Source organism: Enterococcus sp. DIV1083b, assembly GCF_051713705.1.
GTDB classification, from domain to species: Bacteria; Bacillota; Bacilli; order Lactobacillales; family Enterococcaceae; genus Enterococcus_D; species Enterococcus_D casseliflavus.
This window is the reverse complement of sequence record NZ_JBIOQJ010000001.1, coordinates 586,952-610,939: the sequence shown is the minus strand read 5'-3', so window position 1 is coordinate 610,939 and position 23,988 is coordinate 586,952. Positions and strand designations below refer to the sequence as shown.

At 42.0% G+C, this 23,988-nt stretch carries 21 protein-coding genes and 1 pseudogene; 10 read left to right on the top strand and 12 right to left on the bottom strand.

Annotated elements, in window-relative coordinates; translation table 11 throughout:
• Nucleotides 1-14: 14 nt before the first annotated feature.
• Together IGI69_RS02815 and IGI69_RS02810 are read right to left on the bottom strand one after the other, a co-directional pair.
• Nucleotides 15-1,322, bottom strand: a complete 1,308-nt coding sequence (locus tag IGI69_RS02815) for a DUF3440 domain-containing protein (protein WP_438739669.1) — start codon at nt 1,320-1,322, stop codon at nt 15-17.
• Nucleotides 1,323-1,645: 323 nt separating this feature from the next.
• Nucleotides 1,646-2,104 (bottom strand): hypothetical protein, encoded by a 459-nt coding sequence (locus IGI69_RS02810; RefSeq protein ID WP_015508979.1) that lies wholly within the window; start codon nt 2,102-2,104, stop codon nt 1,646-1,648.
• 959 nt (nt 2,105-3,063) lie between these two features.
• Here IGI69_RS02810 and IGI69_RS02805 point away from each other — a divergent pair.
• Nucleotides 3,064-3,252 carry a hypothetical protein gene (locus tag IGI69_RS02805; protein ID WP_005227564.1) on the top strand — a complete coding sequence of 63 codons (189 nt, stop codon included), beginning with the start codon at nt 3,064-3,066 and terminating at the stop codon, nt 3,250-3,252.
• A gap of 414 nt (nt 3,253-3,666) precedes the next feature.
• Here IGI69_RS02805 and IGI69_RS02800 read toward each other — a convergent pair whose 3' ends face one another.
• Both IGI69_RS02800 and IGI69_RS02795 read right to left on the bottom strand, forming a co-directional pair.
• Nucleotides 3,667-4,593 carry a LacI family DNA-binding transcriptional regulator gene (locus IGI69_RS02800; protein WP_438739667.1) on the bottom strand — a complete coding sequence of 309 codons (927 nt, stop codon included), beginning with the start codon at nt 4,591-4,593 and terminating at the stop codon, nt 3,667-3,669.
• Nucleotides 4,594-4,860: 267 nt separating this feature from the next.
• Nucleotides 4,861-5,826: an AraC family transcriptional regulator gene (locus tag IGI69_RS02795; RefSeq protein WP_438739665.1), complete on the bottom strand. Its 966-nt coding sequence runs from the start codon at nt 5,824-5,826 to the stop codon at nt 4,861-4,863.
• Nucleotides 5,827-6,000: 174 nt separating this feature from the next.
• On the opposite strand from IGI69_RS02795, the pseudogene IGI69_RS02790 reads away from it, so the two are divergent.
• The 3 genes and pseudogenes from IGI69_RS02790 to IGI69_RS02780 all read left to right on the top strand — a co-directional run.
• A pseudogene (locus tag IGI69_RS02790) lies at nt 6,001-8,021 on the top strand (family 78 glycoside hydrolase catalytic domain); the annotation flags it as partial.
• Nucleotides 8,022-8,072: 51 nt separating this feature from the next.
• Nucleotides 8,073-8,336 (top strand): alpha-L-rhamnosidase C-terminal domain-containing protein, encoded by a 264-nt coding sequence (locus IGI69_RS02785; protein WP_438741486.1) that lies wholly within the window; start codon nt 8,073-8,075, stop codon nt 8,334-8,336.
• Nucleotides 8,329-9,540 (top strand): MFS transporter, encoded by a 1,212-nt coding sequence (locus tag IGI69_RS02780; RefSeq protein WP_167827337.1) that lies wholly within the window; start codon nt 8,329-8,331, stop codon nt 9,538-9,540. The genes IGI69_RS02785 and IGI69_RS02780 overlap by 8 nt, the downstream gene beginning before the upstream one ends.
• A gap of 79 nt (nt 9,541-9,619) precedes the next feature.
• On the opposite strand, the gene IGI69_RS02775 is transcribed toward IGI69_RS02780, so the two are convergent.
• The 3 genes from IGI69_RS02775 to IGI69_RS02765 form a co-directional block, all read right to left on the bottom strand.
• Nucleotides 9,620-11,977, bottom strand: a complete 2,358-nt coding sequence (locus IGI69_RS02775) for an HAD-IC family P-type ATPase (RefSeq protein ID WP_438739663.1) — start codon at nt 11,975-11,977, stop codon at nt 9,620-9,622.
• 422 nt (nt 11,978-12,399) lie between these two features.
• On the bottom strand, nt 12,400-12,912 hold the full coding sequence (locus IGI69_RS02770; protein ID WP_438739661.1) for a ClbS/DfsB family four-helix bundle protein: 513 nt from the start codon (nt 12,910-12,912) through the stop codon (nt 12,400-12,402).
• 15 nt (nt 12,913-12,927) lie between these two features.
• Nucleotides 12,928-13,356 carry an effector binding domain-containing protein gene (locus IGI69_RS02765; RefSeq protein WP_438739659.1) on the bottom strand — a complete coding sequence of 143 codons (429 nt, stop codon included), beginning with the start codon at nt 13,354-13,356 and terminating at the stop codon, nt 12,928-12,930.
• A 93-nt stretch (nt 13,357-13,449) separates the two neighbouring features.
• Here IGI69_RS02765 and IGI69_RS02760 point away from each other — a divergent pair, with 93 nt between their 5' ends.
• The 6 genes from IGI69_RS02760 (at nt 13,450) to IGI69_RS02735 (ending at nt 18,154) form a co-directional block, all read left to right on the top strand.
• Entirely contained in the window at nt 13,450-14,358 is a 909-nt protein-coding gene (locus IGI69_RS02760; protein WP_438739657.1) for a helix-turn-helix transcriptional regulator, read from the top strand.
• Nucleotides 14,359-14,399: 41 nt separating this feature from the next.
• Complete coding sequence (locus IGI69_RS02755; protein ID WP_438739655.1) at nt 14,400-14,918, top strand: helicase; 519 nt, start codon at nt 14,400-14,402, stop codon at nt 14,916-14,918.
• Between the two features lie 98 nt (nt 14,919-15,016).
• Complete coding sequence (locus IGI69_RS02750) at nt 15,017-15,478, top strand: GNAT family N-acetyltransferase (RefSeq protein ID WP_438739653.1); 462 nt, start codon at nt 15,017-15,019, stop codon at nt 15,476-15,478.
• A gap of 61 nt (nt 15,479-15,539) precedes the next feature.
• Nucleotides 15,540-15,893 (top strand): DUF3784 domain-containing protein, encoded by a 354-nt coding sequence (locus IGI69_RS02745; protein WP_373192800.1) that lies wholly within the window; start codon nt 15,540-15,542, stop codon nt 15,891-15,893.
• 316 nt (nt 15,894-16,209) lie between these two features.
• A complete protein-coding gene (locus tag IGI69_RS02740) occupies nt 16,210-16,701 on the top strand; it encodes a PH domain-containing protein (RefSeq protein WP_005227545.1) in 492 nt (163 codons plus the stop codon).
• Nucleotides 16,691-18,154 (top strand): PH domain-containing protein, encoded by a 1,464-nt coding sequence (locus IGI69_RS02735; RefSeq protein WP_438739650.1) that lies wholly within the window; start codon nt 16,691-16,693, stop codon nt 18,152-18,154. The genes IGI69_RS02740 and IGI69_RS02735 overlap by 11 nt, the downstream gene beginning before the upstream one ends.
• A gap of 114 nt (nt 18,155-18,268) precedes the next feature.
• Here the strand turns inward: IGI69_RS02735 and IGI69_RS02730 are convergent, their stop codons facing one another.
• Genes IGI69_RS02730 through IGI69_RS02710 form a run of 5 tightly spaced genes read right to left on the bottom strand, consistent with a single transcriptional unit; the run spans nt 18,269 to nt 23,813 of the window.
• A complete protein-coding gene (locus tag IGI69_RS02730; RefSeq protein WP_438739648.1) occupies nt 18,269-19,231 on the bottom strand; it encodes a transketolase family protein in 963 nt (320 codons plus the stop codon).
• A gap of 3 nt (nt 19,232-19,234) precedes the next feature.
• Nucleotides 19,235-20,092 (bottom strand): transketolase, encoded by an 858-nt coding sequence (locus IGI69_RS02725; RefSeq protein ID WP_005231438.1) that lies wholly within the window; start codon nt 20,090-20,092, stop codon nt 19,235-19,237.
• Nucleotides 20,093-20,114: 22 nt separating this feature from the next.
• Nucleotides 20,115-21,479 carry a PTS ascorbate transporter subunit IIC gene (locus tag IGI69_RS02720; protein WP_005232062.1) on the bottom strand — a complete coding sequence of 455 codons (1,365 nt, stop codon included), beginning with the start codon at nt 21,477-21,479 and terminating at the stop codon, nt 20,115-20,117.
• A 16-nt stretch (nt 21,480-21,495) separates the two neighbouring features.
• Complete coding sequence (locus IGI69_RS02715; protein ID WP_005227537.1) at nt 21,496-21,777, bottom strand: PTS sugar transporter subunit IIB; 282 nt, start codon at nt 21,775-21,777, stop codon at nt 21,496-21,498.
• Complete coding sequence (locus IGI69_RS02710) at nt 21,774-23,813, bottom strand: BglG family transcription antiterminator (RefSeq protein WP_438739646.1); 2,040 nt, start codon at nt 23,811-23,813, stop codon at nt 21,774-21,776. Before IGI69_RS02710 ends, IGI69_RS02715 begins: the two co-directional genes overlap by 4 nt.
• Nucleotides 23,814-23,988: the final 175 nt, after the last annotated feature.

Here is a 23,988-nt window from a genome sequence, read left to right as displayed (position 1 = left end):
GCACTCGTCCATCGTTAGGTGATTTTTTTCGTTAAATACTCGTATTTGGCATTCAATTTTTTTAACTGATACTTGGGTAAATACTCGATCCCCAAAGCCGCCCCAAAATCGACCGCCAACTCATACAATTCCGTCTCATCTTTTTTCGTCAAACTATATTGTCGCGTACTCAAAGAAAAATCATTTTTTTCTAACGCACGAGCGATCCCTTTCCAGTCATGCCAGAGTACTTCGTCTTTCAGCCAGTCCTTACGTTTGGTCACATCGGGTATATCTTCCACTTCGATCCCGTGCTTTTCTCGATAATGATCAATCAAAATCGTGATTTTGCGGTAATAATGATCCTGTAATTTCTTTGAATAAAGTCCAATTGATTCCAGTAAAAAGACCGCATACTCTTGCCAAGTCATATGACTGGGCTTTCTCGTATTGTAATGCGCCAGCAATCCTGTCTGGGCATACAAGCGACCAAAATTGGCTCCTGACACACGGTTGACGACGCGTTCCCACGTTTCCGGTTCCACCAAAGCATATTGGTACAAGCCTTTTCGTTGCTGCATGCCATAAGGCTGACAGATCCGCATTTGATGGATCGGAACGCCATGATCATACAACTTTTCATAAAAGCCATTGATCGGCCAGTCAAAATGGGCATAGGCTCCCCACACATCTTCGGTCTTCCAATCATAGATGGGGTAAAAATTGACGACCATTGAATCTGCTACTTGCCGTTTGATCCAGCATTGCTTCCGAAAGTTATACTTTGGCGATGTGATCGATCGATACCGATACAGACTTTCCTGGGTTCGTATCCCCACGCCACAAGCAACCGGCTCAAACTGATGATAGCTTGCGTACCAATGAGCAAAGTTTCGTAAAAACTTATCAGGGTTCATATTTGCACTCTGATAGATTTCCATCAATGATTCATCCAAATCAGCAAGTGAAATCGCATCTTTGGGCATCAGTTGTACCCACTTCTCACGTTCTTGTTCATCCCACATCAGCCATTGTGGCTGAAAGACGCTGGTATTGTTGTCCTCGTAAAAGGGCAAACAGAAGTGGAAGGTTTGATTGATACTTGGTAACGCTTTGATTTTTTCCATGAACGTTCTCGTAGCATCATAATTTGCCTCGATATCTAAAATCAGCAGATCAAAGGTTTTCTTTTTTTTCTGTGCGACTTGGTCAGCCAACTGGATCATGGCCCCGCTATCTTTTCCACCACTGAAAGAGAAATACACATGGGGAAACGTATCAAAAATATATTCCAAACGCGTCATCGCCGCTTCTAGCACATTTTCCTTACAATATTTCTTCATAAAAGCTCATGTCCTCATTTTATTTGTCCTTTTTTTGAATAAGTATTACATTCTAGTATAAAGTTTCACTTGGCTTCTTACAAGGACTTAAGGGAGATTTCCCTGTTATTTCATACAGCGACATGTTGAAATACGCGCGCTCAGTATCAGATAATGAGTCAACTACAGGCTAAAAAAAGCAGAGATATCAATTTTTTCAACGTCATAATCGCTGCTTGCTACTGATACATCTGCTCTTTTTTGAATCACAAAAAGATAGCCTGTTTTTTCTATGATTTAGCTAATAGAAAGCAATACCATCAACCTGATTATCCGTTCATTCATCACATGTACTTAATTTTCCATAACAGTGAAATTTCTTTGCTGAGGTCTTTGAGCTTCATAGCCTTTTGGATATTTTCAGACATCTTCTTGTAATTACTGATTTTTTCTTCTTTGGGCAGCAGTACATATTCTCGCTTGATTGCTTCAAACTTGTCTTCATGATCGATCACCAGAAGTTGCGTGATCAGATCATGGGCGATCCACCGATGATAGGAATTTTTGTGGGTATGCAGTGCCCAGATCCGTTCCCACTCATCATAAATCAGCTCAGGGTTTTTAGTGGCTACTTCTTTAATAATCAAATAACTATTAAAATACTCATTGATATGATTTTGACCATCAACGACATTCTCCACTAGCTTCTCCCTTACCTTTCGATCATCGATCGCCGTTTGCACAAACGGTTGGGGATCAAACGATGTTGTCTGAAAATGACGCGCGATTTCTTGGTAGTCCATGCTTTCACCTTCTTTAAATGATTGATTTGCAGCAATTGCTATTTTTTTATCCATATCATCATTTTAACAGAATCTTCGCACGAAAAAAGCGCTTTTTTGATTGCTTTTACGTTCCTTAAACGTTGGTCTCCTGTACCAATAGAAAGTGATCGTTCGTTGGCGCGCATTTTTCCTGGCAATATCCAATTTAAAATCGATCAAAAGAAACAGGGAAATCCCTCAATGAAAAGAAGGATTGTAGTCTTTCATCCAATGATCCATTGAGTTCTGACATTCGTTTCTTTGTAGTTTGTGATTTCTTATTCCATCGTATTCTTGACCTTGCGTCTGCAAAAGAGCGCCTATACTAATAATTTTCTCAATGAAGAATGTGATAAAAATGACATAAAAAAGGAAGTCCCATGACGGGACTTCCTGAGTTTCGTTTCTTTAAATACTATTTCACGCATAGCTGCGAGATGCTGGATCACGCGTCCTTTCTCCGAATACCTCGGTCGGTAGGCATTTTGATCCATTGTTCGGGTGGACGTTTTCTGATTTTTTTTGGTGCAAACATCAGTTGAACCGTTCTTTTGACAAAGTTATTTCGGTATACGTTTTCCATAACTTGCACGCCCTTTTCAATTGAATTAGGAAGTGGTGACGCCGATCGTTCTTCCTACCTTTATTATAAGCGTGAAGACGGGACAAAACAAACAATATAGCTGGGGATTTCTGGCTTTCTTTCCCTCAACTTTGTAATCGATCGCTCGCTAAATTGGTATGATCCTTTGAATAATATTCAACTAGCCATCGTATATTTATTGAAAAACCAAATGAAAAATTACAGAAAAGGTTGATTTCCACTCGAATAAACAGCCGAAAGGACGAGTTTTTGAATGAAAAATCGTTTCACTTTACTTTTTCTTAAATTTTAATTATTATTCTTTTGAAATAAGATTAATGAAGGAGATAAAAACATGGAAAAATACCAAGTGTTCCCTGGTCAAAACTATCAGGCAAATGTTATTGGCTTTACCGGTTTACAAGAAGTTAGTGTGATTCATGTTTACGAAAATACTGCGACTGTTCTAATCAAAGAAACAGCTGAAACAGGTGTTGCGAAATTATGTAATTTTCTAGTGGGTGCAACACAATTAGTTAGTTGATGCTTTGTAATTAATCAAAACATGATGGAGCAATTTGCCATCCAGCATGTTGTAGGAAATCGCTCCAGAGATACTCGTCTGTGAGATTGCCTTTTTCCTATTCATCAATTACAGCAGTATTTTTATTTATCTACTCAATATCTCTCTACTTTATATATAAATAGTGTTAGAATGAACAAAAGGAAACGTATCAGGCTTCCCCCAAGAGAATCTTCCCCAAGTACTCTTGTCTGATACGTTTCCTATTTTTGTGGCGAAAAAGCCACAGACCAATGGTAGCCCTTTACTCTGTGAAAAGCAAGCATTCAAAATTGATTTTTTATTTATTTTTTTATTTTCCTTCCTCAAATTCCCTTTAAAAAGCAGGCAAAAACACACCTCTCGACGAAAAGGTGTGTTTTTTTATAACGATGATTATTCACGAATAATAAGTTCGTAAGGCAGAATGATCTGCTCTTGTTTTCTTTCTTGAAACAAGCGAAAGGCTTCTTTGCCGCATTGATCCAGATGAAACTCAACGGAAGAAAAGTGCAGCATATGACTGATGAGCAGGTTTTCTTGCCCAATCACGATGGGTGCTGTCCCGTGGGAGTATTGATTTAAGATCATCGCTGCGATCTCGTCCCCATTTGTGATCACCCCATCGATTCCTCGTTCCTTAAAAAATGCAGCTGCGGGAATCCCATCTTGTGCTTTGATACAATCCCAATAAATATCTGCTTCAGAAAAATTAGGAAACAGCTCCTTGGCTTTTGCGATCGTGTTGACTGAATTGCAGCTGAGGCGTTTGCTGCGCCCTAGCGTCAGTCCCAAGCATTTTACACCTTGTTCTTTCAAATAATTGATACTGGCTGTCACAGAGCCGACCAAGTCGATCGCAACGAAAGGAACGGCAGTACCGGTCGAATTTTCACAAAAAACAATCGGTCCTTTTTCCATGTAGGGATAAAATGTCTCGATATGATTTGCGCGAGTGATGACGATCAAGCCATCAAATCCCTTTGCAGCGAATTCTTCTAGATATTCTAGCTCCAGCTTCCGATCAAAATTGGTCGGCAGCAACGTCACCTTGTATTTTTGGGCAAAGGCTTCTTCCATGATGCCATTTAAAATTCCATCAAAGAAGGCGTGATTGACAAACGGTACGATGACTCCAATATTATAGGTTTTCCCCGAGCTAAGTTTTTGGGCGATTTTATTCGGTTTGTAATCCAGTTCTTCCATCACCGCCAAAATCGCTGCTCGCTTTTGCTCATCAACATAAGGATGTCCATTGATCACACGAGAGACCGTCGTGATCGAAAAACCAGTAATTTTTGCTATATCGCGAATCGTTGCCATTTCTTTCATTCCTATCTGATTGTTTTGCTCGTGACCTAAGTCTACCATAGAAAATTAGTTGTTCCACTTTCGACAATTTTCTGAAAAGGTCCCTTAGTTGATTGTACGGTATGAAACGAGTTTCATAGCAAGACTATTGCCCACATAATTTTTCTTTAACTTCTACCTAGCATACGAAAAAACTGCTCAACATCTCTAGAAGAGCAGTTCTCTTTGATAAGCGCTCAATTCATTTCTCTAAACTGCTTTGGCGAACAACCTGTTACTTTAAAAAAAATAGCGATAAAAATTACTCAAATCGCCATAACCGACGAGTTCAGCAATTTCTTGGATCGGTAAGTTGGTTTGTTTTAAATAGACTTTGGCTTTGCTGATTTTCATTTCCAATATCAATTGTGAAAAAGTTTTACCAGTTTTATTTTTTAGAATACGTGCAATTTGTCGCTGGCTATAGTTGAACTTCTTAGATAAGTCGGCAATTGATACTTCTGCAAAATGATTCTGCAAATATTGAAGCATATCGATTATTTCTGACTCCTCTCCCGCTTCAGTATCTAGGCTGACTTGATTGGTTTGTAATCCCCTTAAAAGCCTGATAAAAAAAGTATCAAGAATATTCTTCAACATTCTTTGAGAATAACCATCTGTTTTATTGATTTCTTCTGTCATCAATAAAATTCCTTCTGATAAATCAGCAGCTGGCTTCGTATGAAAATAAAGAAATCGCTTGCTGTTTTCGTAAAGTGCATTTAAAAAGAAGTGCGATAAAATATCCTTATCCTCTAATAAACCGAAAAAAGAAGCATTGAATGTACTTTTACGAATCAAAATATTGAAAGCTTCTAAATCATCGGTAAATCCACTAATAGCATGGGTAGTCCTCGGTGCAATAATCACAACATCCCCTTTTTTCAATTCATAGGTCTGATTTTCAAAAAAATTATAACAGCTACCATTTAATACATAAATCATTTCAAAAAATTCATGTGCATGGTAATTTGCCGGTAAATAGCGAATGTGTCTAATCACTTGAATGTCAGCATCTTCTTCGATCAAGTAGTGCTCCGAGAGTTCTGGTCTGAATTCCGAGAAAATTTGTTCTAGGATCAACCGTTTGCTTGATGCTAAATTTTTGGGAATTACTTTGTCATGAAACGGTACCTGGAGTTCTAATTCTGGGCAAGCCAAATAAACTTCTTTTAATGCTTTTTCAAGAATCGTTAGTGTCGCCATTGTGAAATCCTCCAATGTCTTTTTTTACTAATCGGGTTGGCAATAATAGCTAAGACACAAAAAAGAATACCGCTTACAATTTAGGTATCAAAAACTTAGTAGTAATACTAGCAAGCCATTAAAAGAATTGCAAGCTTCATTTTTGGCAAATGTTGAAAAAAGGAAGGAAAATTTATGACAAAAACTTGGCAAGCAACTTGGATCGAACCGCAGCAAGAGCCAACTCGAAAAGAACCACCATTCAGTTTGGCGGATATGTTTTCAGGAAAAAAAGTTGTGCAGGATCCTCCCGAAGAAAGGTTACTCCCACCACATTATTTGAAAAAGATATTCACTGTTGAAAACAAGTCTATCAAACAAGCATCCCTTACGATGACGACACACGGCATCTACCAAGCAAAAATCAATGGACAAGCTGTATCAGAAGCCTTATTTGCGCCAGATTATACCTCTTACACGCAGTATCTTCAATACCAGACATATGATGTGACCCACATGTTAAAAGAAAAAAATGTTTGGTCGGTAACGTTAGCTGACGGCTGGTACGCCGGCAGGGTCAGTGTCAGTGGAGGCAGTGCTCAATTCGGTGATCGACTAGGTATTTTAGGAGAAATCGAAATCTACTATACCGACGGTACGTATGAAATCATTGTGACAGACGAAGATTTTGTTAGCAGCCATGGCAAATATGTCTACAGTGATCTTTTTATTGGTGAAAAACAAGATTTGCGTTTAGAAAAGGAAAACTGGGAAACCGATTTTGACCTAACTGGATTTACGAAAGTATCAAAAGCAGATTATGGCTTCGATCAGTTGACTCCTCAAAGAGGACCGCAAGTCAAACGCCAAGAAAAGCTTGCAGCAAAGAGTGTTTGGTGGGAAAAGGACGCTGTGATCGTAGACTTCGGCCAAGTGATCGCAGGTCGTGTCCAGTTGCAGATTCCATTGGCAGATGGACAGGAAATCACCATTGAGCATAGCGAAGTGCTCGATCGGGAGGGGCATTTTTTCAATAATATCGTTGGAAGAAACAAAAACCAAAAAGATGTATTTATTGGCAACGGACGTGAAGCCTGCCTAGAGCCTGATTTTACCTTTCACGGATTTCGCTACATCAAAATTGACGGGCTTGACGTACTGCCTGATAAACAGTCTGTTTGGGCATATGCGATTTATTCTGATATGAAAGCAACCGGCTCTTTTACTACATCCAATCAAAAATTAAATCAGCTGATTGAGAATATTCAATGGAGTCAAAAAGGGAATATGCTATCGATTCCAACAGATTGTCCGCAACGGGAACGGGTCGGCTGGACAGGTGACATTCAAGTGTTCGGTCCAACAGCAACTTTCTTTATGGATGTTTATGACTTCTTAGGTCGTTGGCTAGACAATGTCCGCTTGGAGCAACAAGCAGATGGACAAGTTGTCGATTATACCCCTGCCCCACGAGATTATTTTGAAGGGGAGTCACTTACTGGTTCTTTGTCTTCTGCTGGTTGGGGCGACGCAATCGTCTTACTTCCTTGGACATTGTATCAACGGTATGGCAAGTTAGAAATTTTAGCCGAAATTATCAAGCAATGAAGCGTTGGCTCTCCTTTAGTCGAAAAAGCGCCGCTGGGAACAAGACGGATGACAAACAATATTTATGGGATACAAAGTTTCATTTTGGTGACTGGATGTTTCCTAGCTTTATGATCGGAGAAGATGCGAAAGGTCCGATGGAAACGGCACTCGTCACGAAAGACCTTTTCGGTACGGCTTTTCTAGCACACTCGTCTCAACTTTTTGCTCAAATCAGCCAGCTACTGGATGAAGAGGAAGAAGATTGGAATGATTTTAGTCATAAGGTAAAAGCTGCTTTTCAGAAATATTACTGGCGCGATGATCACCTTACCGCTGATTTTCAAGGAAGCTATGTGATCGCACTCGCGTTTGATCTTTTAGATGAAACAGCGTCAAAAGCTGCAGCAGCAAGACTATCCGAACTGATTATTGCAAACAATTATTGCTTAGACACTGGCTTTTTATCCATCCCTTATCTCCTTGACGTTCTTTGTGATTATGGCTATCAAGAATTGGCATTGAAGCTCTTACTACAAGAAGAATGCCCTTCTTGGCTTTACGAAGTCAATCATGGGGCAACCACGATTTGGGAGTCATGGGCATCGATTCAACCTGATGGTACAGTCTGTGATTTTTCTTTCAACCACTATGCATTTGGTTGCGTTGGGGATTGGCTAGTGAGACGTTTGGCAGGATTGCAAGTAACAGAACCTGGTTTCGCTTCTTTTACAATTTCACCGCTTGAGCAAAACGTGATCCCAAGTTATCACTTGAACTATACAACGGCATATGGTGACATTGAGATCGAACGAAGCAATGACCAATTCCATTTAAGAGTGCCACAAAATACGAAAGCAACCTTCCAATATGGAGAGACCTCAAGAGTGTTAACATCTGGCGAACACCATTTAACGATTAAAGGAGAGAAAATAGATGAATAAAACAAGACTAAAAATAGGAGTTCTCTGTTTGAGCTTTTTAGGCATGAGTTCTCTGGTCATCACAAATGCTTACAGTGCGATTATTTTAGATTTCCCCAATGAATCAGTGGCAAAAATCCAAATGATAGGTACGATTCCAAGGTTAGGATCAATGATCACAACGTTACTTGTCGGTATCTTAGCCATGAAATGTCCAAAGAAAGTTCTAGCTCTTTTAGGGGTTTTATTAACAGGAATTGGTGGATTAGTGCCTGTTTTCTTTCACTCTAGCATCAATATATTACTAGTATTTGCTTTTGTTTTAGGGATCGGACTTGGCTTCACGAATACACTTAGTCCAATGCTACTATCCGAGTACTTTGAGGGTGAAGACCGAGCAAGTTTGATGGGTATAGGTACATCTATTGGTTCTCTCGGATCGGTTGTCATGATGTTAGGTGGAAGCTTCCTCGGTGCCAATGAATGGCAAAATACGTATTACATTTTTCTAATCACTATATTAATTTTCTTTCTAATAGCAGTAAATCTACCGATGGATAAGGTAAAAACCAAGGATTCTACTAAAGCCGTTGACAAAGAAACAAATCCTTTCAACGTTTTGAAATCAATGAGTAAGCTTATTTACGTTCTTGCCATTTTATCATTCTTAATGACGTTCATTTATATAGTCTATCCAAGCAACCTATCTATTTTGGCTTATTCTAAGGGTATTGGGGGAACAAGCACAACAGGAGTGATTAATGCTGTTGGTACAGTCGGAGGATTTTTCGTTGGGTTCGCCTTAAAATACATTAACCGTGTAACCAAAGATAAAACACTAGCTTTAGGCTTCTTAGCAATGGGACTTACTTTCTTAGTTAGTCGTTTTTCTTCTACAATCTTTGGCATGTCAATTGGTGCAATTTTATCTGGATTTGCTATGGCAATGGTTATGGCTTCAATTCCGTTTTATATTTCATTGAAAGCTCGCCCATTTGAAATTGCTGTCGCTATGTCAGTATTTCAATTCCTTAGTTCATTGGGAGGAATTTTTACACCGATGGTCCTCGGCTGGTTGCAGATTGATCCGGGAGAGCAAGCTTTTCTATTTGGTGGAATTGTCTGCATAAGCATCAGCATAATAACTTTAATAACTCGTATTGGAAAACGTGCGTTAAGTCAAGAACCTGTAAATGAAAAATCACTATCCCAGAATCAAATTTAAACATCTCATGTACGAGTAATTGTTTTAACACCAAAACAAGCCTAAACCGACCATTTCGGGTTGATTTAGGCTTGTTCTATTAGTTTTGCACTTTCTGCAGCGCTCGTTTCTTCGTATATCTTCGCATCAGCAGCTCGATGCCCTTATCCGCAAAGCGTTGCATGTAGGCGGAAAAATTCAACAAGGCAATCAAGAGAATGAGGTTGAGATAGCTGGTATTGCCTAGGTTAAAGAGGTCGCGACCGACGATCAAAGCAGCAAAGTACAAGATCTGAGTGCTGAAAAAAATCATCGTTCGATAGCTGTTGATCGCTGGATAGACTTTTTTCTGGATCAAGCGATAGTTCCAAGCAGTAAAAATAATGCTCATGATCGATAGAGCTTTACTGCTGCTGTTGAACCAATAGCCAAAGTTGATGATCAGCAAAGTTCCTACCGTAATCGTCAAGGCTGTTGGAAAAGCATTTTTGAAAATCGTCGTCATAAAGTCCCCTTTGATCCGATTGAAGTCTGGTTCAAAGTTTAAAAAGAAGGTCGGAATGCCGACAAAGCAGGCATTGATGATCGTTAATTGGATCGGCTCAAAAGGATAGGTCGTTCCTGATAACAACGTCCCCATGGTGATCATGATGGAGAATAAGACTTGCACTAGCACCAATGAACCTGAGCGGGTAATGTTATTGATCACTCGGCGGCCTTCATCCATGACCGATGGCAAAGCATCAAATTGATTTTCCAAAAGAACCAGATTTGACACTTGACGCGCAGCATCAACACCAGAAGCCATTGCGATGGAGCAGTCGGCTTCTTTTAGCGCCAAAACATCGTTGACGCCATCGCCAGTCATCGCGACGGTATGCCCTTGTTCTTTCAAGTAGAGCACCATTTCTTTCTTTTGTTGCGGCGTCACTCGACCAAAAATCTGATAGTTGCTGACAGCTTCTTTTAATTCGGTCGCAGTTAATTTTGACACATCGATAAAATCAGCTGCTCCTGGTAGATTGACTTTTTTCGCGATTTGACTGACTGTCACTGGATCATCGCCAGAGATGATCTTGCATTGGATTGCCTGTGAACGAAAATACTCCAAGGTCTCTTTGGCATCTTCACGGATCGTGTCTGACAGTAAATAAAATCCTAACGGTTCAATATCCGTCGGCAGTCCTGCCTCCTCATAGCCTTGCGTACTGTGGGCCAAAACGATCACTCGGTAGCCTTCTTCTGCCAGCTGCCTTTCCTGTTTTAAGACAGCTTCATGGTTGGTTCCTAGTAAAATCGACGCAGCTCCGATGAAATAAGTGCCTTGTCCTTCAAACGTGACGCAACTGAATTTACGATCTGATGAAAAAGGGACGACTTGCTGCATCTGGTACGTCGTTTTTTCTGGGAAAAAGGTTCGCAGCGCCATTGCCGTTGGGTTCTGATCGGGTAGCTGCGCCATTAAGTTACCAGTGATTTCTGCCAACGGTGTGTCCGATTGAAAGGAAATCGTCTTTTCCACCGTCATCTTGCCTTCGGTGATCGTGCCCGTTTTATCTAAGCAAAGAACATCGACCCGTGCCAAGGCATCAATGCAGTTCAATTCCTGCACCATCACTTTTTTGCGCGCCAGATAGACGGCACTGATGGTCAATGTGACACTGGTCAATAAAAACAAACCTTCGGGGAACATTCCCACAGCTGCCGCCACCGTCCGTAAGATGGCGGTGTTGAAAGTTGCATGAGAAAAATAGAACTGTTTGACGAACAAGAGGGTACATAATGGGACCAAAATCAGGCTGATCCAACGAATGATTTTGTTTAAACTGCCTTGGATCAAGTATTTTTGTCGTTTGATGGTTTTGGCTTCTTTGTTGATTTTTGCGATATAGTTGTCAGCGCCTACGTGGATCACTTGGCATAACGCTTCGCCAGCAGTGATAAAACTGCCAGAAAACAACTCGTCTGCTGGCTGCTTGTAGATCGTATCCATTTCACCAGTCAGCAAGGATTCATTGACTTCTAAAGATCCTTGAATGACTTTGGCATCCGTCGGCACTTGATCCCCGCTTTTCAGTCGTAACACATCATCCATTACGAGTTTGTGTATCGGCAAGTTCTCCAGCTTGCCATCCCGATAAACATCGGCTTTGGCAACTTTTAGCAGTGCCAGCTTATCCAGCGTTCGTTTGGAACGAACTTCTTGAAAGAGATTGATGATCACATTGCTGAAGACAACAAAGACGAACAAACCGTTTTGATAAGAACCCGTCAAACAGACGAGAAAGAATAGGACACAGTTGATCAAATTGAAAAAGGTAAAGATATTGGTAAAAAGGATTTTCGGGTACGTATTCGTCGTATCCTTTTTTGTCTTATTGACTTGACCGCGCTGCACCCGCGCCTTGACTTCTCCTGACGCCAAGCCAATGGTTTGGTTGTTTTCGATGATCCTCACCCTTTCTATTCTTAGTCATTTACTTTTATTTTGCTGAATATTCAGCAAACTTGCATCAGACTTGGGAATGGTTTTGTGTGTTTTCTATAAAACCAATTGGCGGCGATTGCGTAAGATAGGCCATCGACTCCCCGCTTTTTTTCTGTAAAAAAACAAGTACTGTTTAAAATATAGCATACCCTTTTACGAATTGGCGTTTCATTTTTGTCACCTTCGCGTCACTTTAGGAATTAAAATAACAGTTTATTCCTTAACCTAAACCGACTAGACAATAAGCTAGTATAGGCTTTCCAGGTGGTTTCTTGCGATGACACAAAACAAAAAAAACAGCTGATCTTCACAGATCAACTGTTTAACAATTCTTTAAGTTAGCTGTTCCTCAGTTGCTAAAAAACGCTCAACCCGCTTGCTTCTTTTATTGATCAATGCAGTGCTTCCTTTTTCCATTTTCGGATTTTCGTTCGGAAATTGGTAAAGGGTGCTACTGTATTGATATGGATCCATTTATAGACTGGCCACTGTGCTTTGGTGGTTGCCCAATCCCGCTGCCCTGCTTCAAACAATTCCTGATCGGATAAGCCTTCGATCCACTGGCAAAGGGCCGTCACTTTTTGGTCTAAGAGCTCCTGCTGCTGTGCTAAGGTCAAACTGCCGTATGTCTGATAAAAAGATTGATACAATCCGCCAAGGTTGTTCCATTTGTACCCTTCAGCAGGTGTGTGAACGCTCATCCCTTGCTGTTCCTGTGCTTCCCATGACAATAACAAACTGACCCAGCCGATTTGGTAAGACAAGTTTTCTGAAGGGGTCTTGTCGACACTTGCTATCCGTTGATTTCGCAGGGCTTCAGGAATTTCATCAAATTCTTGGCGAAATTTTTGGTAACGTTCTGTGATCTCTTGGATCAAGTCTGCTTTGCTTTCGTACTGTCTCATTGTTTGGCCTCCTATTCAGGAAAATAGCTGCTCTTTGTCGCTTTCAGCAATGGCGATAAAAATCGTTACTTCGCCGTCTGGCGCATATTGTTCAAAATCAAAGGAATACTTGCGCTGCAGCTGCTGGTTTTCTTCCTCAGACCAGATTTGACGCCAAGTAGTCAAAATGCCCTGCGCATCGCGCCGATCGATCGGATACTTTTTCCAAGTATATTTTTCTGTATCAAAGTCTGCTTGCTCCGTTTCTTCGAAACAAAGCGAAACGGCATAGTCTCCTTTATAGTTTGACTCATACTCGTGGTAAACGCAAGCGATGACCGTTCCTTTTTCTGCGGCTTTCTTGACCGCCTCGCTGTTTTTCTCCCATAAGCCAGTGATTTTTGCTTGAATCGCTGGATCAGTAAAATTATTGGTTCTTTCCGTTGCCATTATCGAAAATTTCATTGGAGTTCCTCCTTCTTTGTCTTTATGATACGATAGAAACCTAGACACCTTGTGTCAGTGTTTTATCATCTTTTTATAAAAGGAGTAAACCAAGTGAGCACGACACGCCTATTCGGCCTTATCTACCACCTGTTGAATCATGAAAAAGCAACCACTTCTGAATTAGCCAAACAATTTGAAGTCTCGACTCGCACCATCACCAGAGATATCAATACCCTAAGCAGTATTGGCGTGCCCATCTATACCGAAACGGGTCGAAATGGCGGCGTTTATTTGTTAAGCAGTTTTGTGTTGGATAAAGTGTTATTATCAGAGGAAGAACGGAAAAACCTGCTTTTGGCGTTGAAAGGGATTCGCCAGCTGACGCCACAGATCAGTGGGCAATCGCTGGCAAAACTGCAATCCTTGTTTAAGCAGCCCGGTGCTGATTGGCTAGAAGTGGATTTTTCCACTTGGCATCGGCGAGAAAACGGCAACGACACGTTTGATTTATTAAAAAAGAGTATTTTAACAAACCACGTGATCACCTTTGACTATATCAGTAAACAGGGACTGCAAAAACGCATCTGCCAGCCTTATAAACTGCTTTTTCGCTCGCAAGCTTGGTATCTGCAAGCCTTCGACCAGCAAAAGAATGCCTTTCGGACATTTAAAATCAGCCGCATGAGTCAAGTCCACGTCACTGACCAGCATTTTTTCCCAGTCACTGCACCTGATTCTGCCATTGAGTTGACTGTTGACACCTATCCTGCGCGTCTATTCTTTCAAGCCGACGTTCTTTATCGGGTATATGATGAGTTCGATCATCAGGATATTACTTTGACGGAGGAAGGCACTGCTGTGGTTACCGTTGATTTGCCCGAGGAAAGCTGGGTAGTGCCCTATTTGTTCTCTTTTGGAAAAAGCCTACGCATTTTAAGTCCCCCTCGACTAAAGAATCGTTACCAAGAAGAAGTTGCTGCGATTTATGCCAATTTGTCCGAGAACGAGGGCGCAAACTGATTTTTTTAGGAAAAGGTTCCCTATTGAAAGGAGTGTTTGATTTGAAGGAAGTGATCGTACAGTATGGCGGAGTTTCGCTAAACCGCCTTTGCCAGCAGTTGGAAGAAAATCAGATTCACTTAAACGCGTATGCCAACCAGCTCTTGCGCCATCCCCAGCTCTCCTTCAGTGCCGATAAACAGCGTGCTGCTTGTGTGATTGTTCCCCTTAAAGAACTGGGACTCCCCCAAGGCGGCTCTTTGACGGAGATTTTTGCAGCTGCGCCTTCTTATGGATTGACTTGTTGTACCTTGGAAATGGCCTTACACTTTCGTCTTAGCTATCGCCAACTGGCAAATAGTACCGGACTGGAATCCCAAGGAAAAGCGCCAGCTGCCGCAATCACGATCGCTTCTGTGCCTTTGGAAAAAACCGACGATTTCCCCAAAGGATTCTACGTTCGCCGCATCGATGGGGTTGACTGGCTACGAGGCTATACTTGCGATGCACGCCACCAGTTTGCACCGGATGACCTGTTTTTGTTTCAACGACGAGACCCGCTGCCAGAGACCTTCAACTGAAGGGGGAACAAATAGTTACCAATCAAGCGTCCCCATTTCCCCTTACTGCAATCATTCTGCAAGATAGGGAGAATCCAAAAGGACGAAAGGAGAAATAGATGAACTTAATACCAATGAAAGACAGCTACTACGCTGCCTACTTAGCCAATGCTGTTTTCGAATACGCCAATGACAAAGTCCAAGCAGGCACATGGGCCAAAGACGAGGCCCTCTCCCTCGCCAAAGAAAGCTTTGCTTCTTTACTTCCTCAAGGGACTGCCACTGAAAACAATCACTTGTTTTCTTTATTTGCAGCTGATTTTAGTGAACCGATCGGGGTGATTTGGATCAACACAGCTGCCCAGAAAGCCTTCATCTATGACTTTATCATCGAGGAAGACCAGCGAGGAAAAGGCTATGGCACCAAAGCGTTACAAGCTTTGGAAAAGTGGGCGATCCAGCAAGGCATCACTGAGATCGGCTTGCACGTTTTTGCCCATAATCAATCTGCGTATCAGCTATACAAAAAAATGGGCTATTTGGAAACAGATATTACGATGGTTCGACGTTTCGCTGAATGAGTGGTGTTGAAACACGAAACCTAACGATCGTTCTTGAACGATAAGAAAGGAGTGAGAAAACTTGTATTGGTTGATTTACCTTTTGGTCGTTGCATTTGCTCTCGGATGCTTTTTGTGTAGTGTTCAGTTTCGCAAACAAAAATGGGGCTTCTTGATAGCTGGATACAATGATTTGACTGAAAACCAAAAAGCACAAGCAGATAGTCAGGCAATCTCAAAGTCAATGAGCAAATGCGCCTTTTGGACAGGTGTTTATGTTTTGGCTTTGGGTCTTGTGCTCTATCTGCTGCTTGAAGAAATCGGTAATCCGTCAATAATTAGGATAGTATGTGCCATCCTTACCTTGCTTTTTGTTCTCTTCATTTTCAATGAAGTCCGAAAAAATCGTTCGTACTATTCGATAAATAAAGACTGAGATAAAGAGAGAATTTCTCGTTTTACTCATAAGGTATTTCTAAGCGATCACTGTAATCCAAGTTTTTTTAACCAATGATTGGTTGTTTTAAACGAAAACATCTGAATGTGATCCCCCTAGGACCGTCATCTAAGACGGTTTTTTTTTTAGGTTATTAGACGACAGTTCTTCCTTGTTTTATAAGAAGATTTCTCACATATCTTTTCGCAATCGAGCCAGCTGTCCTTTCTGAATTCTCCCTTGCCTCTTGTTTTTCTTACACTGCACCATTATATTTATACTTATTAGACATTTTTTTATAGAGAGGACGTTTCCCTTGAATTATCCCTTATTAAATGAACAAATGCCTCAGACCATCATCCGTGTTTGGCGGTTGCGGACAATTACTTCACTGATCATTTTCAGTTTACTTTTCGCTGCTTCTTTTTGGTTTTTATCCATGCAAAACTGGCTTCATTTCTGGGTGTTCGCCCTTTGGTCAAGCCTATTGGCACTGACTTTGATCAGTCATCTGCTTTCTTTTGTGTTGATGAGCTACCGTTACAAATTCCATCGCTACGAGATCCAAGAAAAGGATATCGCTATTCAACGTGGCTATCTATTTCGCAGCACCACGTATATTCCGATCCGTCGAATCCAGCACATCGAAACGGACCAAGGGATCTTTTTGCGAAAATACGCTTTAGTCTCCTTACAGATCCATACGGCTGCCACCAACCACACCATTGAAGGCTTGCCAGTGGCGCAAGCCGAACGCTTGCGAGAAACCATCATGAATTTAGTCGAGGTGGTCAAAGATGATCTATGAAAAACAACGACTGCCGTTGCTGTGTATCGGTCTTTATTGGTTCAAAAATTGCAAAAATTTTCTGGTACTAGCATTTTTGCTTGTATTCAAATTATTCAACGACGCCCCTTCTTTTCCGATGATTCTGGGCGGCATTCTGCTATTTTCACTGGTCTGTCTCCTTTTTGCGGTACTGTCTTACGCTCGCTTTACCTTTCAAATCGATCAAACGAGTGTACTAGTCAACAAAGGACTCTTTATCCAAAAACAAACGATTTTGCCATTTGAACGCATACAAACGATTCAAGAGAATCATTACTTTTATTTACGTCCGTTTAAACTAGCTGAAGTGAAGTTGGAAAGCGCCGCAAGTTCGAGTGGCGAAGCCGAAATTCTTTTCCCCGCATTGCCGCTGGCTCTCATTGCCTCCATCGAAGCGTCAAAAAAGGCGGCGACACCACAACAGCCGAATGCCCAAGCAGCTATTGGAGAAGAACCAACCGACGATTACGCTGCGTTTTCGGCTGAGAAGTCAGCCAAGCCGCCGCTAGAAACATTCACTTTGAAATTCAAGGAGATTTTCTTGTTTTCTCTCACTGATTTTTCTGTTTTCACCTTGGTTCTAGTCATCGGCTACAACGTGATCGACAACATTCCCAATTTCTTTGCCTATGCATCGGAATTGCAGCAAATTGGCCTTTTATTAGGTGCTGCAATTTTACTCGGGCTGCTGATTTTGTTTTTCTTCCTTGCGATCGCCAGGAATCTTTTCCGCTATTATGGCTTTACGGTGAAAACGAACCAGCAACAGTTGTTGATCACGCAAGGCTTGTTTTCTAAACGTCACCAAACGATTCCCCTCGCTAGGATCCAAGGGCTGAGTGTCGAACAAAACCTTTATCGAAGAATCTTTCATCTAAGCTCCGTCAAATTACTGCTGGCTGCTGGCAGTTCGTCAGAAAGCGACGATACGGTCTATCTGTTCCCCATTTTGAAAGAGGCGCAGCTGACCGAAACATTGACCCGCTTTTTACCCGAATGGTCGTTTCAACAAACCGCTCTAGTGAAAAATCCACGACCCAACTTTTGGTACTTCTGCCGTTGGCCGCTGCTGATCGGACTGCTTGCTGTAGGAATCTCTGCCTTCTTTTTCTGGTGGTTAGCGCTGATTTTCTTCGTGTTCTTTGGCTCCTTCGTGTTATCAAGCATCTGGCGAGGCAAAATACAAGGCTATCAATTTTTAGATAACCACGTATTGTTGTGCCAAACGATCCGCGGTCTTACGAAGGTGACCGCTTATCTGAAGAAAAATAAAATCCAAGATTTCACTGTCACCACCACGCATTGGCAGCACAAAAGAGGGCTTGGCAAGTCACAGCTAACCATCAAAACCGAAGATACTCTCACCGAAAGTAAGCTGTTCTACTTTCCATTAACCGAAGCAGAAAACTTACGGCGCTGGTTTTTGTCTTAGTTCATAAAAAAGCGTCAAACAGCAGGACTGACACGCTGTTTGACGCTTTTTATACAAGATCTGAAAGGAATGAAAAGGAAGCATCAACCATTGATTCGCTGATGCTTCCTTTTTCTATCCCTTGACCTTCCACTCGACTATTTGCTGCTTGATTGAAGCAGCATCTAAGCCATATTCTTTTTGCAAAAAATCGGGTGTGCCGACTTGACCGAATCGTTCGTTGACACCAATACGTTTTAAGGGGACAGCACTGCCTGTTTCAGCAAGCACTTCGGCGACGGCACTTCCTAGTCCACCGGTAATAGAATGATTTTCGATGGTGATGACTTGCCGTTTCCCCTGAACTTCGCGGAGGATCAATTCTTTATCGATTGGTTTGATGGTAAACATGTCGATCACTTCGCAGCTAATTCCTATTTCTGCTAATTCTTCTGCCACTTGCAGTGTTTCAGAAACCAATTGTCCGCTAGCAATCAACAACAGTTCATCGCCTGGTCTTAAAATATTGCCTTTTCCTAGTTTAAAGGTCGAGCCTTTTTCATAAATCATCGGAACCGCTTTCCGATTGCCTCGTACGTAATGAATGCCTGATAATTGGCTAAAGGTTTTTATGATCCACGCCATTTGGACTTCATCCGCTGCATCGCAGACGACCGATTGGGGAATCATTCGCATCAAAGCCACATCTTCCCATGTCGTATGGGTGCCGCCGTTGTGCCCGACTGCAAACCCTGGATCAGAACCGTAAATATTGATCGTATTGCCGCCATAGCCGCCAGAAATAAACAGCTGATCGAATACCCGACGCGTTGCAAATGGCCCAAAGGTGTGGATAAAAGGTGTATAACCAGTTAAACTCAAGCCAGCTGCGACACCAACCATATTGGCTTCCGCGATCCCCATGTTGATAAAGCGTTGGGGATGTTTGTTGGCAATCGTGGTCCAGCCGCTGGCAGAACCAAGGTCGGCATCTAACGCAACTAGCTGGTTATTTTCATCCATGAGTTCCACCAATGTGTCAACGACACAAGTACGCAGCTCTTTACCAGCAGCAGTGGTTTTGCTTAATGTAAACATGCCTTAGCGTCCTCCTTCGATTTTTATCGTCAATTCTTTGATTGCCGCTTCTGCCGCTTGATTGATCTCATCCGTGGTAAACTTCACGGAGTGATTGGCATCTAGTTCTTCAAAGAAAGGAACGCCTTGTCCTTTCACGCTGTCCAAGACAATGCAAACCGCTTGGTCTTCGATTGCTTTGCAGCGCTCGATTGCCTCATCAATGGCTTGCATGTCTGCCCCTGGAACTTTTTCTGTATAAAAGCCAAAAGCAGTCATCTTCTGCTGGATGTCAAAGGGATCAAGAATGTCTTTGGTTGGCCCATCTAGCTGTTTTTTGTTGTCATCAATAATGACGATACAGTGATTCAGTTTAAAGTGGGCAATGTATTGGAAGGCTTCCCAGCACTGTCCTTCATTTAGTTCGCCATCTCCAACGATCAAATAAACAAAATTGTCCTTGCCTGCCAAGCGCAGGCCTGTCGCGATCCCAGCAGCCATGGAAGTCCCCTGTCCCAGTGAACCTGTGGTGGCATCAACCCCTGGCGTTTTCCAGCGATCCGGATGGGAAGGCAGTCTCGTGCCGCCCTCATTGATCGTCCATAACCACGACCGATCAAAATAGCCCGTATTTGCTAATGCACTATACAAGGCGGCGCCAGCATGCCCTTTTGACAAGACGAGTCGGTCACGATCCGCCCACTGTGGATCTTGTGGATTGATTCGCAGCTGTTTGCCGTACAAAACGGCCAATAATTCAACAATTGAAAAGGAGCCGCCCAGATGGCCTTGCCCCATTTTCTTGATGCTGCAAAGGGTATCTAAACGAATCTTTGCCGCTAATTCTTCAAGCTCGTGGTATTTTTGTTCACTGATTGCCACTATTTATCCCTCCATCCTCTATTTATTCAGAAACAGATTTTGCCCGACTGTTTTTCTTGAAAATCGTCAATCCGATCAAGACCGCGACTACCGCAATTATCCCTGAGAAGATGGCGATTTGACCGCCCATATTGGCTAGGTTTCCTAGGAAGATCCCTGCAACCCCATAGTCGGTATCAGAGAAAGTTGATCCTTGGAACCCAAGATCCCCCATGACTGGCATCAACAAGATCGGCATGAAGCTGATAATGATCCCATGAATAAAGGAACCAATGACAGCGCCTCGCACACCACCCGTTGCATTGCCGTAAACACCTGCTGTTGCGCCGCAGAAGAAATGGGGCACGACACCTGGAATAATAACGGTTGTTCCTGTGAAGACCATGATGATCAAACTAACGATCCCTCCGACAAAACTGGTTAGAAAACCAATCAGAACAGCATTTGGCGCATAAGGAAAGACGATTGGACAATCCAATGCAGGAATCGCATTAGGAACAAGCTTTTCAGAAATCCCTTTAAAGGCTGGTACGATTTCTGCCAAAATCAGACGGACACCAGCTAAAATCACAAAGACACCAGCGGCAAACGAACCTGCTTGCTGCAACGAATAAATGATCGAGTTCGTGCCATTGCTAAGATTTTCCGTAATAAATTCACTCCCAGCAAAAATTGCTACGATCACGTATACAACCGCCATCGTAATCGTGATACTAACAGTAGAATCCCGCAAGAAAGACAGGCCTTTCGGAAAATTGATGTCTTCGGTAGATTTTTCCTTATTGCCGACGTATTTCCCAATCAACCCGCTCAATGCGTAGCCGAAGTTCCCCGTATGCCCCAATGCGACGGAATCATTTTTAGTAATTTCTCGGGTAAACGGTTGTGCGATCGCTGGGAAAATCGTGTTACAGATCCCTAACGCTAAGCCCCCAAATAAAACTAGATTAAAAGTATTCATTCCAGTAACGCTCAAAATAACCGCAATCATACACGCCATATACAACGTGGCATGCCCAGTCAAATAAATGTATTTAAAGCGAGTGATACGGGCAATCAAAATATTGAAGGCCATTCCGGCTAACATAATAAGTGCGGTATAGGTGCCGTAAGTTGTCAACGCTAGCGCAACGATCGCTTCGTTATTTGGTACGACCCCTTGCATGTTAAAGGCTGCTTGGAACATCTCCCCAAATGGCGCCAGAGAGCTTTCGATCACTCCAGCCCCGGCAGTGACCACGAGAAACCCAACAAAGGTTTTGATGCCCCCTTTGACGATCGTGGCAATGTCTTTTTTCTGCAGCACATTCCCCAAAACGGCGATCAGCGCAACTAAGATCGCTGGGGTACTCGCGATATCAACAAGAATATCTAAAAATTCGTTCATGACTGTCTACTCCTTTTTATAGTAATCCTTTTTCCTGACAAACGGCTTGAACCTTTTGCTTCAATTCATCGAGATCGATAATACTGTCTAAAACTACGATCTCACCTAGATGCTGCGCACTATCGGCTAAATCGCCGCCAACGAAGAAAACATCCGCCATATCGGGTGCAGCACTTCCTAAATCATAATGGGACACTTCCACGCCTGAGACACCCAGTTCATTTAATACAGAATTGATATTCATCTCCACCATAAAACTTGATCCTAATCCTGACCCACACACTGCTGCAAATTTCATTTTTCATCTTCTCCTTCTCTAATCACTTCAATTATTTGATCCGCATTGGTTGCGGAAAGTAACGCAGTTAGTTTTTCATTATTCGACAAAATTTTAGTTAAACTCGCTAACGCTTTTAGATGGAGTTCATTGTCAACCGCCGCCAAACATATAAACACGTGAATGGGGTGTTGCGGATCATCATTCAAAAGCACTGGTTCTTTGACTTTTAATAACGACATCCCGATGGCATTGACCCCATCTTCTGGACGTGCATGAGGCAAAGCGATGCCTTTTCCAATATGGATAAAGGGACCGTGATCCACCACTTTATTGATCATGGCGGTAATATACTGCTCCTCAATTTTATTGGTCTTTTTTAATGGCGCAGCAGCTGCTCGAATGGCTTCTTGCCAAGTCAGCGGCACCTCGGTAAATTGGATGGTTTCTGCTGTTAATAAATCTGATAACATCGGACGTTGGTCTTCCCTTCTATTCAATTCTCGATTGATTTTTCTTTGCAAAATTTTTCTCAGCTTTTGCTTACTGATTCCTGCTTTTAAATCAACATAGGGTAAAATCACTTCTAACACATCGTCAATGGAATGCAATCCAGTTTTTGAAGGGAAAAATGCCGCTTGTACTTTTTTAACCAGTTCATCCTTCTCAATGGGTGTCATAATCGGATTGATCACATAACAGGGTCGTTTGGTTTTGATCGGCGCACTGGAAAAAATCAGATCAATCTCTTCATTAAACCGAACATTTTCATACTCTTCGATCGAACGAGCCGGCAAAAAATGGATCTGGGGAAACAGTTCCTTTAATTCTGATTCCAAAATCAAGGATGAACTGATGCCACTGGGACAAACGACTAATGCATTCAGTTGGAAGTAATCACGTTTGGCCTTTTGTTTACTGATTTCTCCACCAAACAAAATCGTAAAATAACCGATTTCTTCATCAGGGATCGTGCCGACGAGGTCTTCTAAAGAACCCAGTGCTCGTCTCGTCAGTTCAAACAACTCATTGTATTGCAGCTTGATTTCTTCAATCAGTACATTCTCCAGTGGAAAACCGTAGCGGATTCGAAAATACGCTGGGACAAGATGATAGAATGTGTTCATCAAAAGGGTGCGATAGTCCACAAACTCGATAGCTGCCAGCCGTTCCATTTCATGAATGATCTTACTGGCACATTCCAATAAAAACTCTAATGAAGTATCTTCGATATCTCCTTGCAGAATCGTTTTCAACAGGATCGTTACATAAAGTTCTTCTGTTTTCCGATCTTTGATGTCAGGAAATTCTGCTAAAAACTGCTGACTGACTTGATGGACATGCAGCGACTGGAGCAGCGGTATTTCTGTCTCCGCTAAAGAAACAGCCGTTTCTGCCATCCGAAAGGAGAGATAATTAAGAAAATAAAGCATTTCTTCGAAGCGACTCGGAACGATCACCAGATTGAAGGCAGTCAGTATTGCGGACAAACGATCTCTGATTTGAACATATATCGTTTTATCCTGCTCATAGATTCCCTCAAATAAGAGCAAGTTCCCGTTTTTCGTATTGGATAACGTGCTGACCTTTCGAAAGGCAAGAGCGCGAATCTGATATTCCTCTCCCTCTAGATAAAAGCCATATTTTCGAGAGTACAATAGTTGAATCTTGAAAGCTGCAAGTTCCTCTCTGATCCCCTTTACATCCTTCAAAATCGTATTTTTACTGACATAGAACAGCTCTTGAAACTGATAGACGGATAAATCTTTCACTGCTGAAAAAGTCAGAAGATAAATCATGGACCGCCGCTCTTCTTCCGAAAAAAACAACGTATTCTTCTGGACATCGAAAAGAATTTCCGGCCATTTTCGTTGAATCAGTGAAGGAATCAAAACTTCTCCCTCATGAATCATGATTCGTTGATTCAACCGCTGTTCAGTGATTTGATTGATTTTGGCAATCTCCGCCAAAAAATCCTCATCCCTCCACTTCGTCAAATCAAGAAACGCCTCAACATTTGGTTCTGAAAACAGATACGTCAATTTGAAATGAATCATATTTGCTACCCCCACCTAAACTATAGCTTGCACAAAATGAAATCGCCATCATTTCTCGGTACAACTGAAACTTCGTTTTTTTTTAACGATGGACCGAAGAGGTGATTTCAAGGATTACCATAACATCCAATATAGTATCCGAGAAGGTTTTGTTGATAGAAACAAATGGATAAAA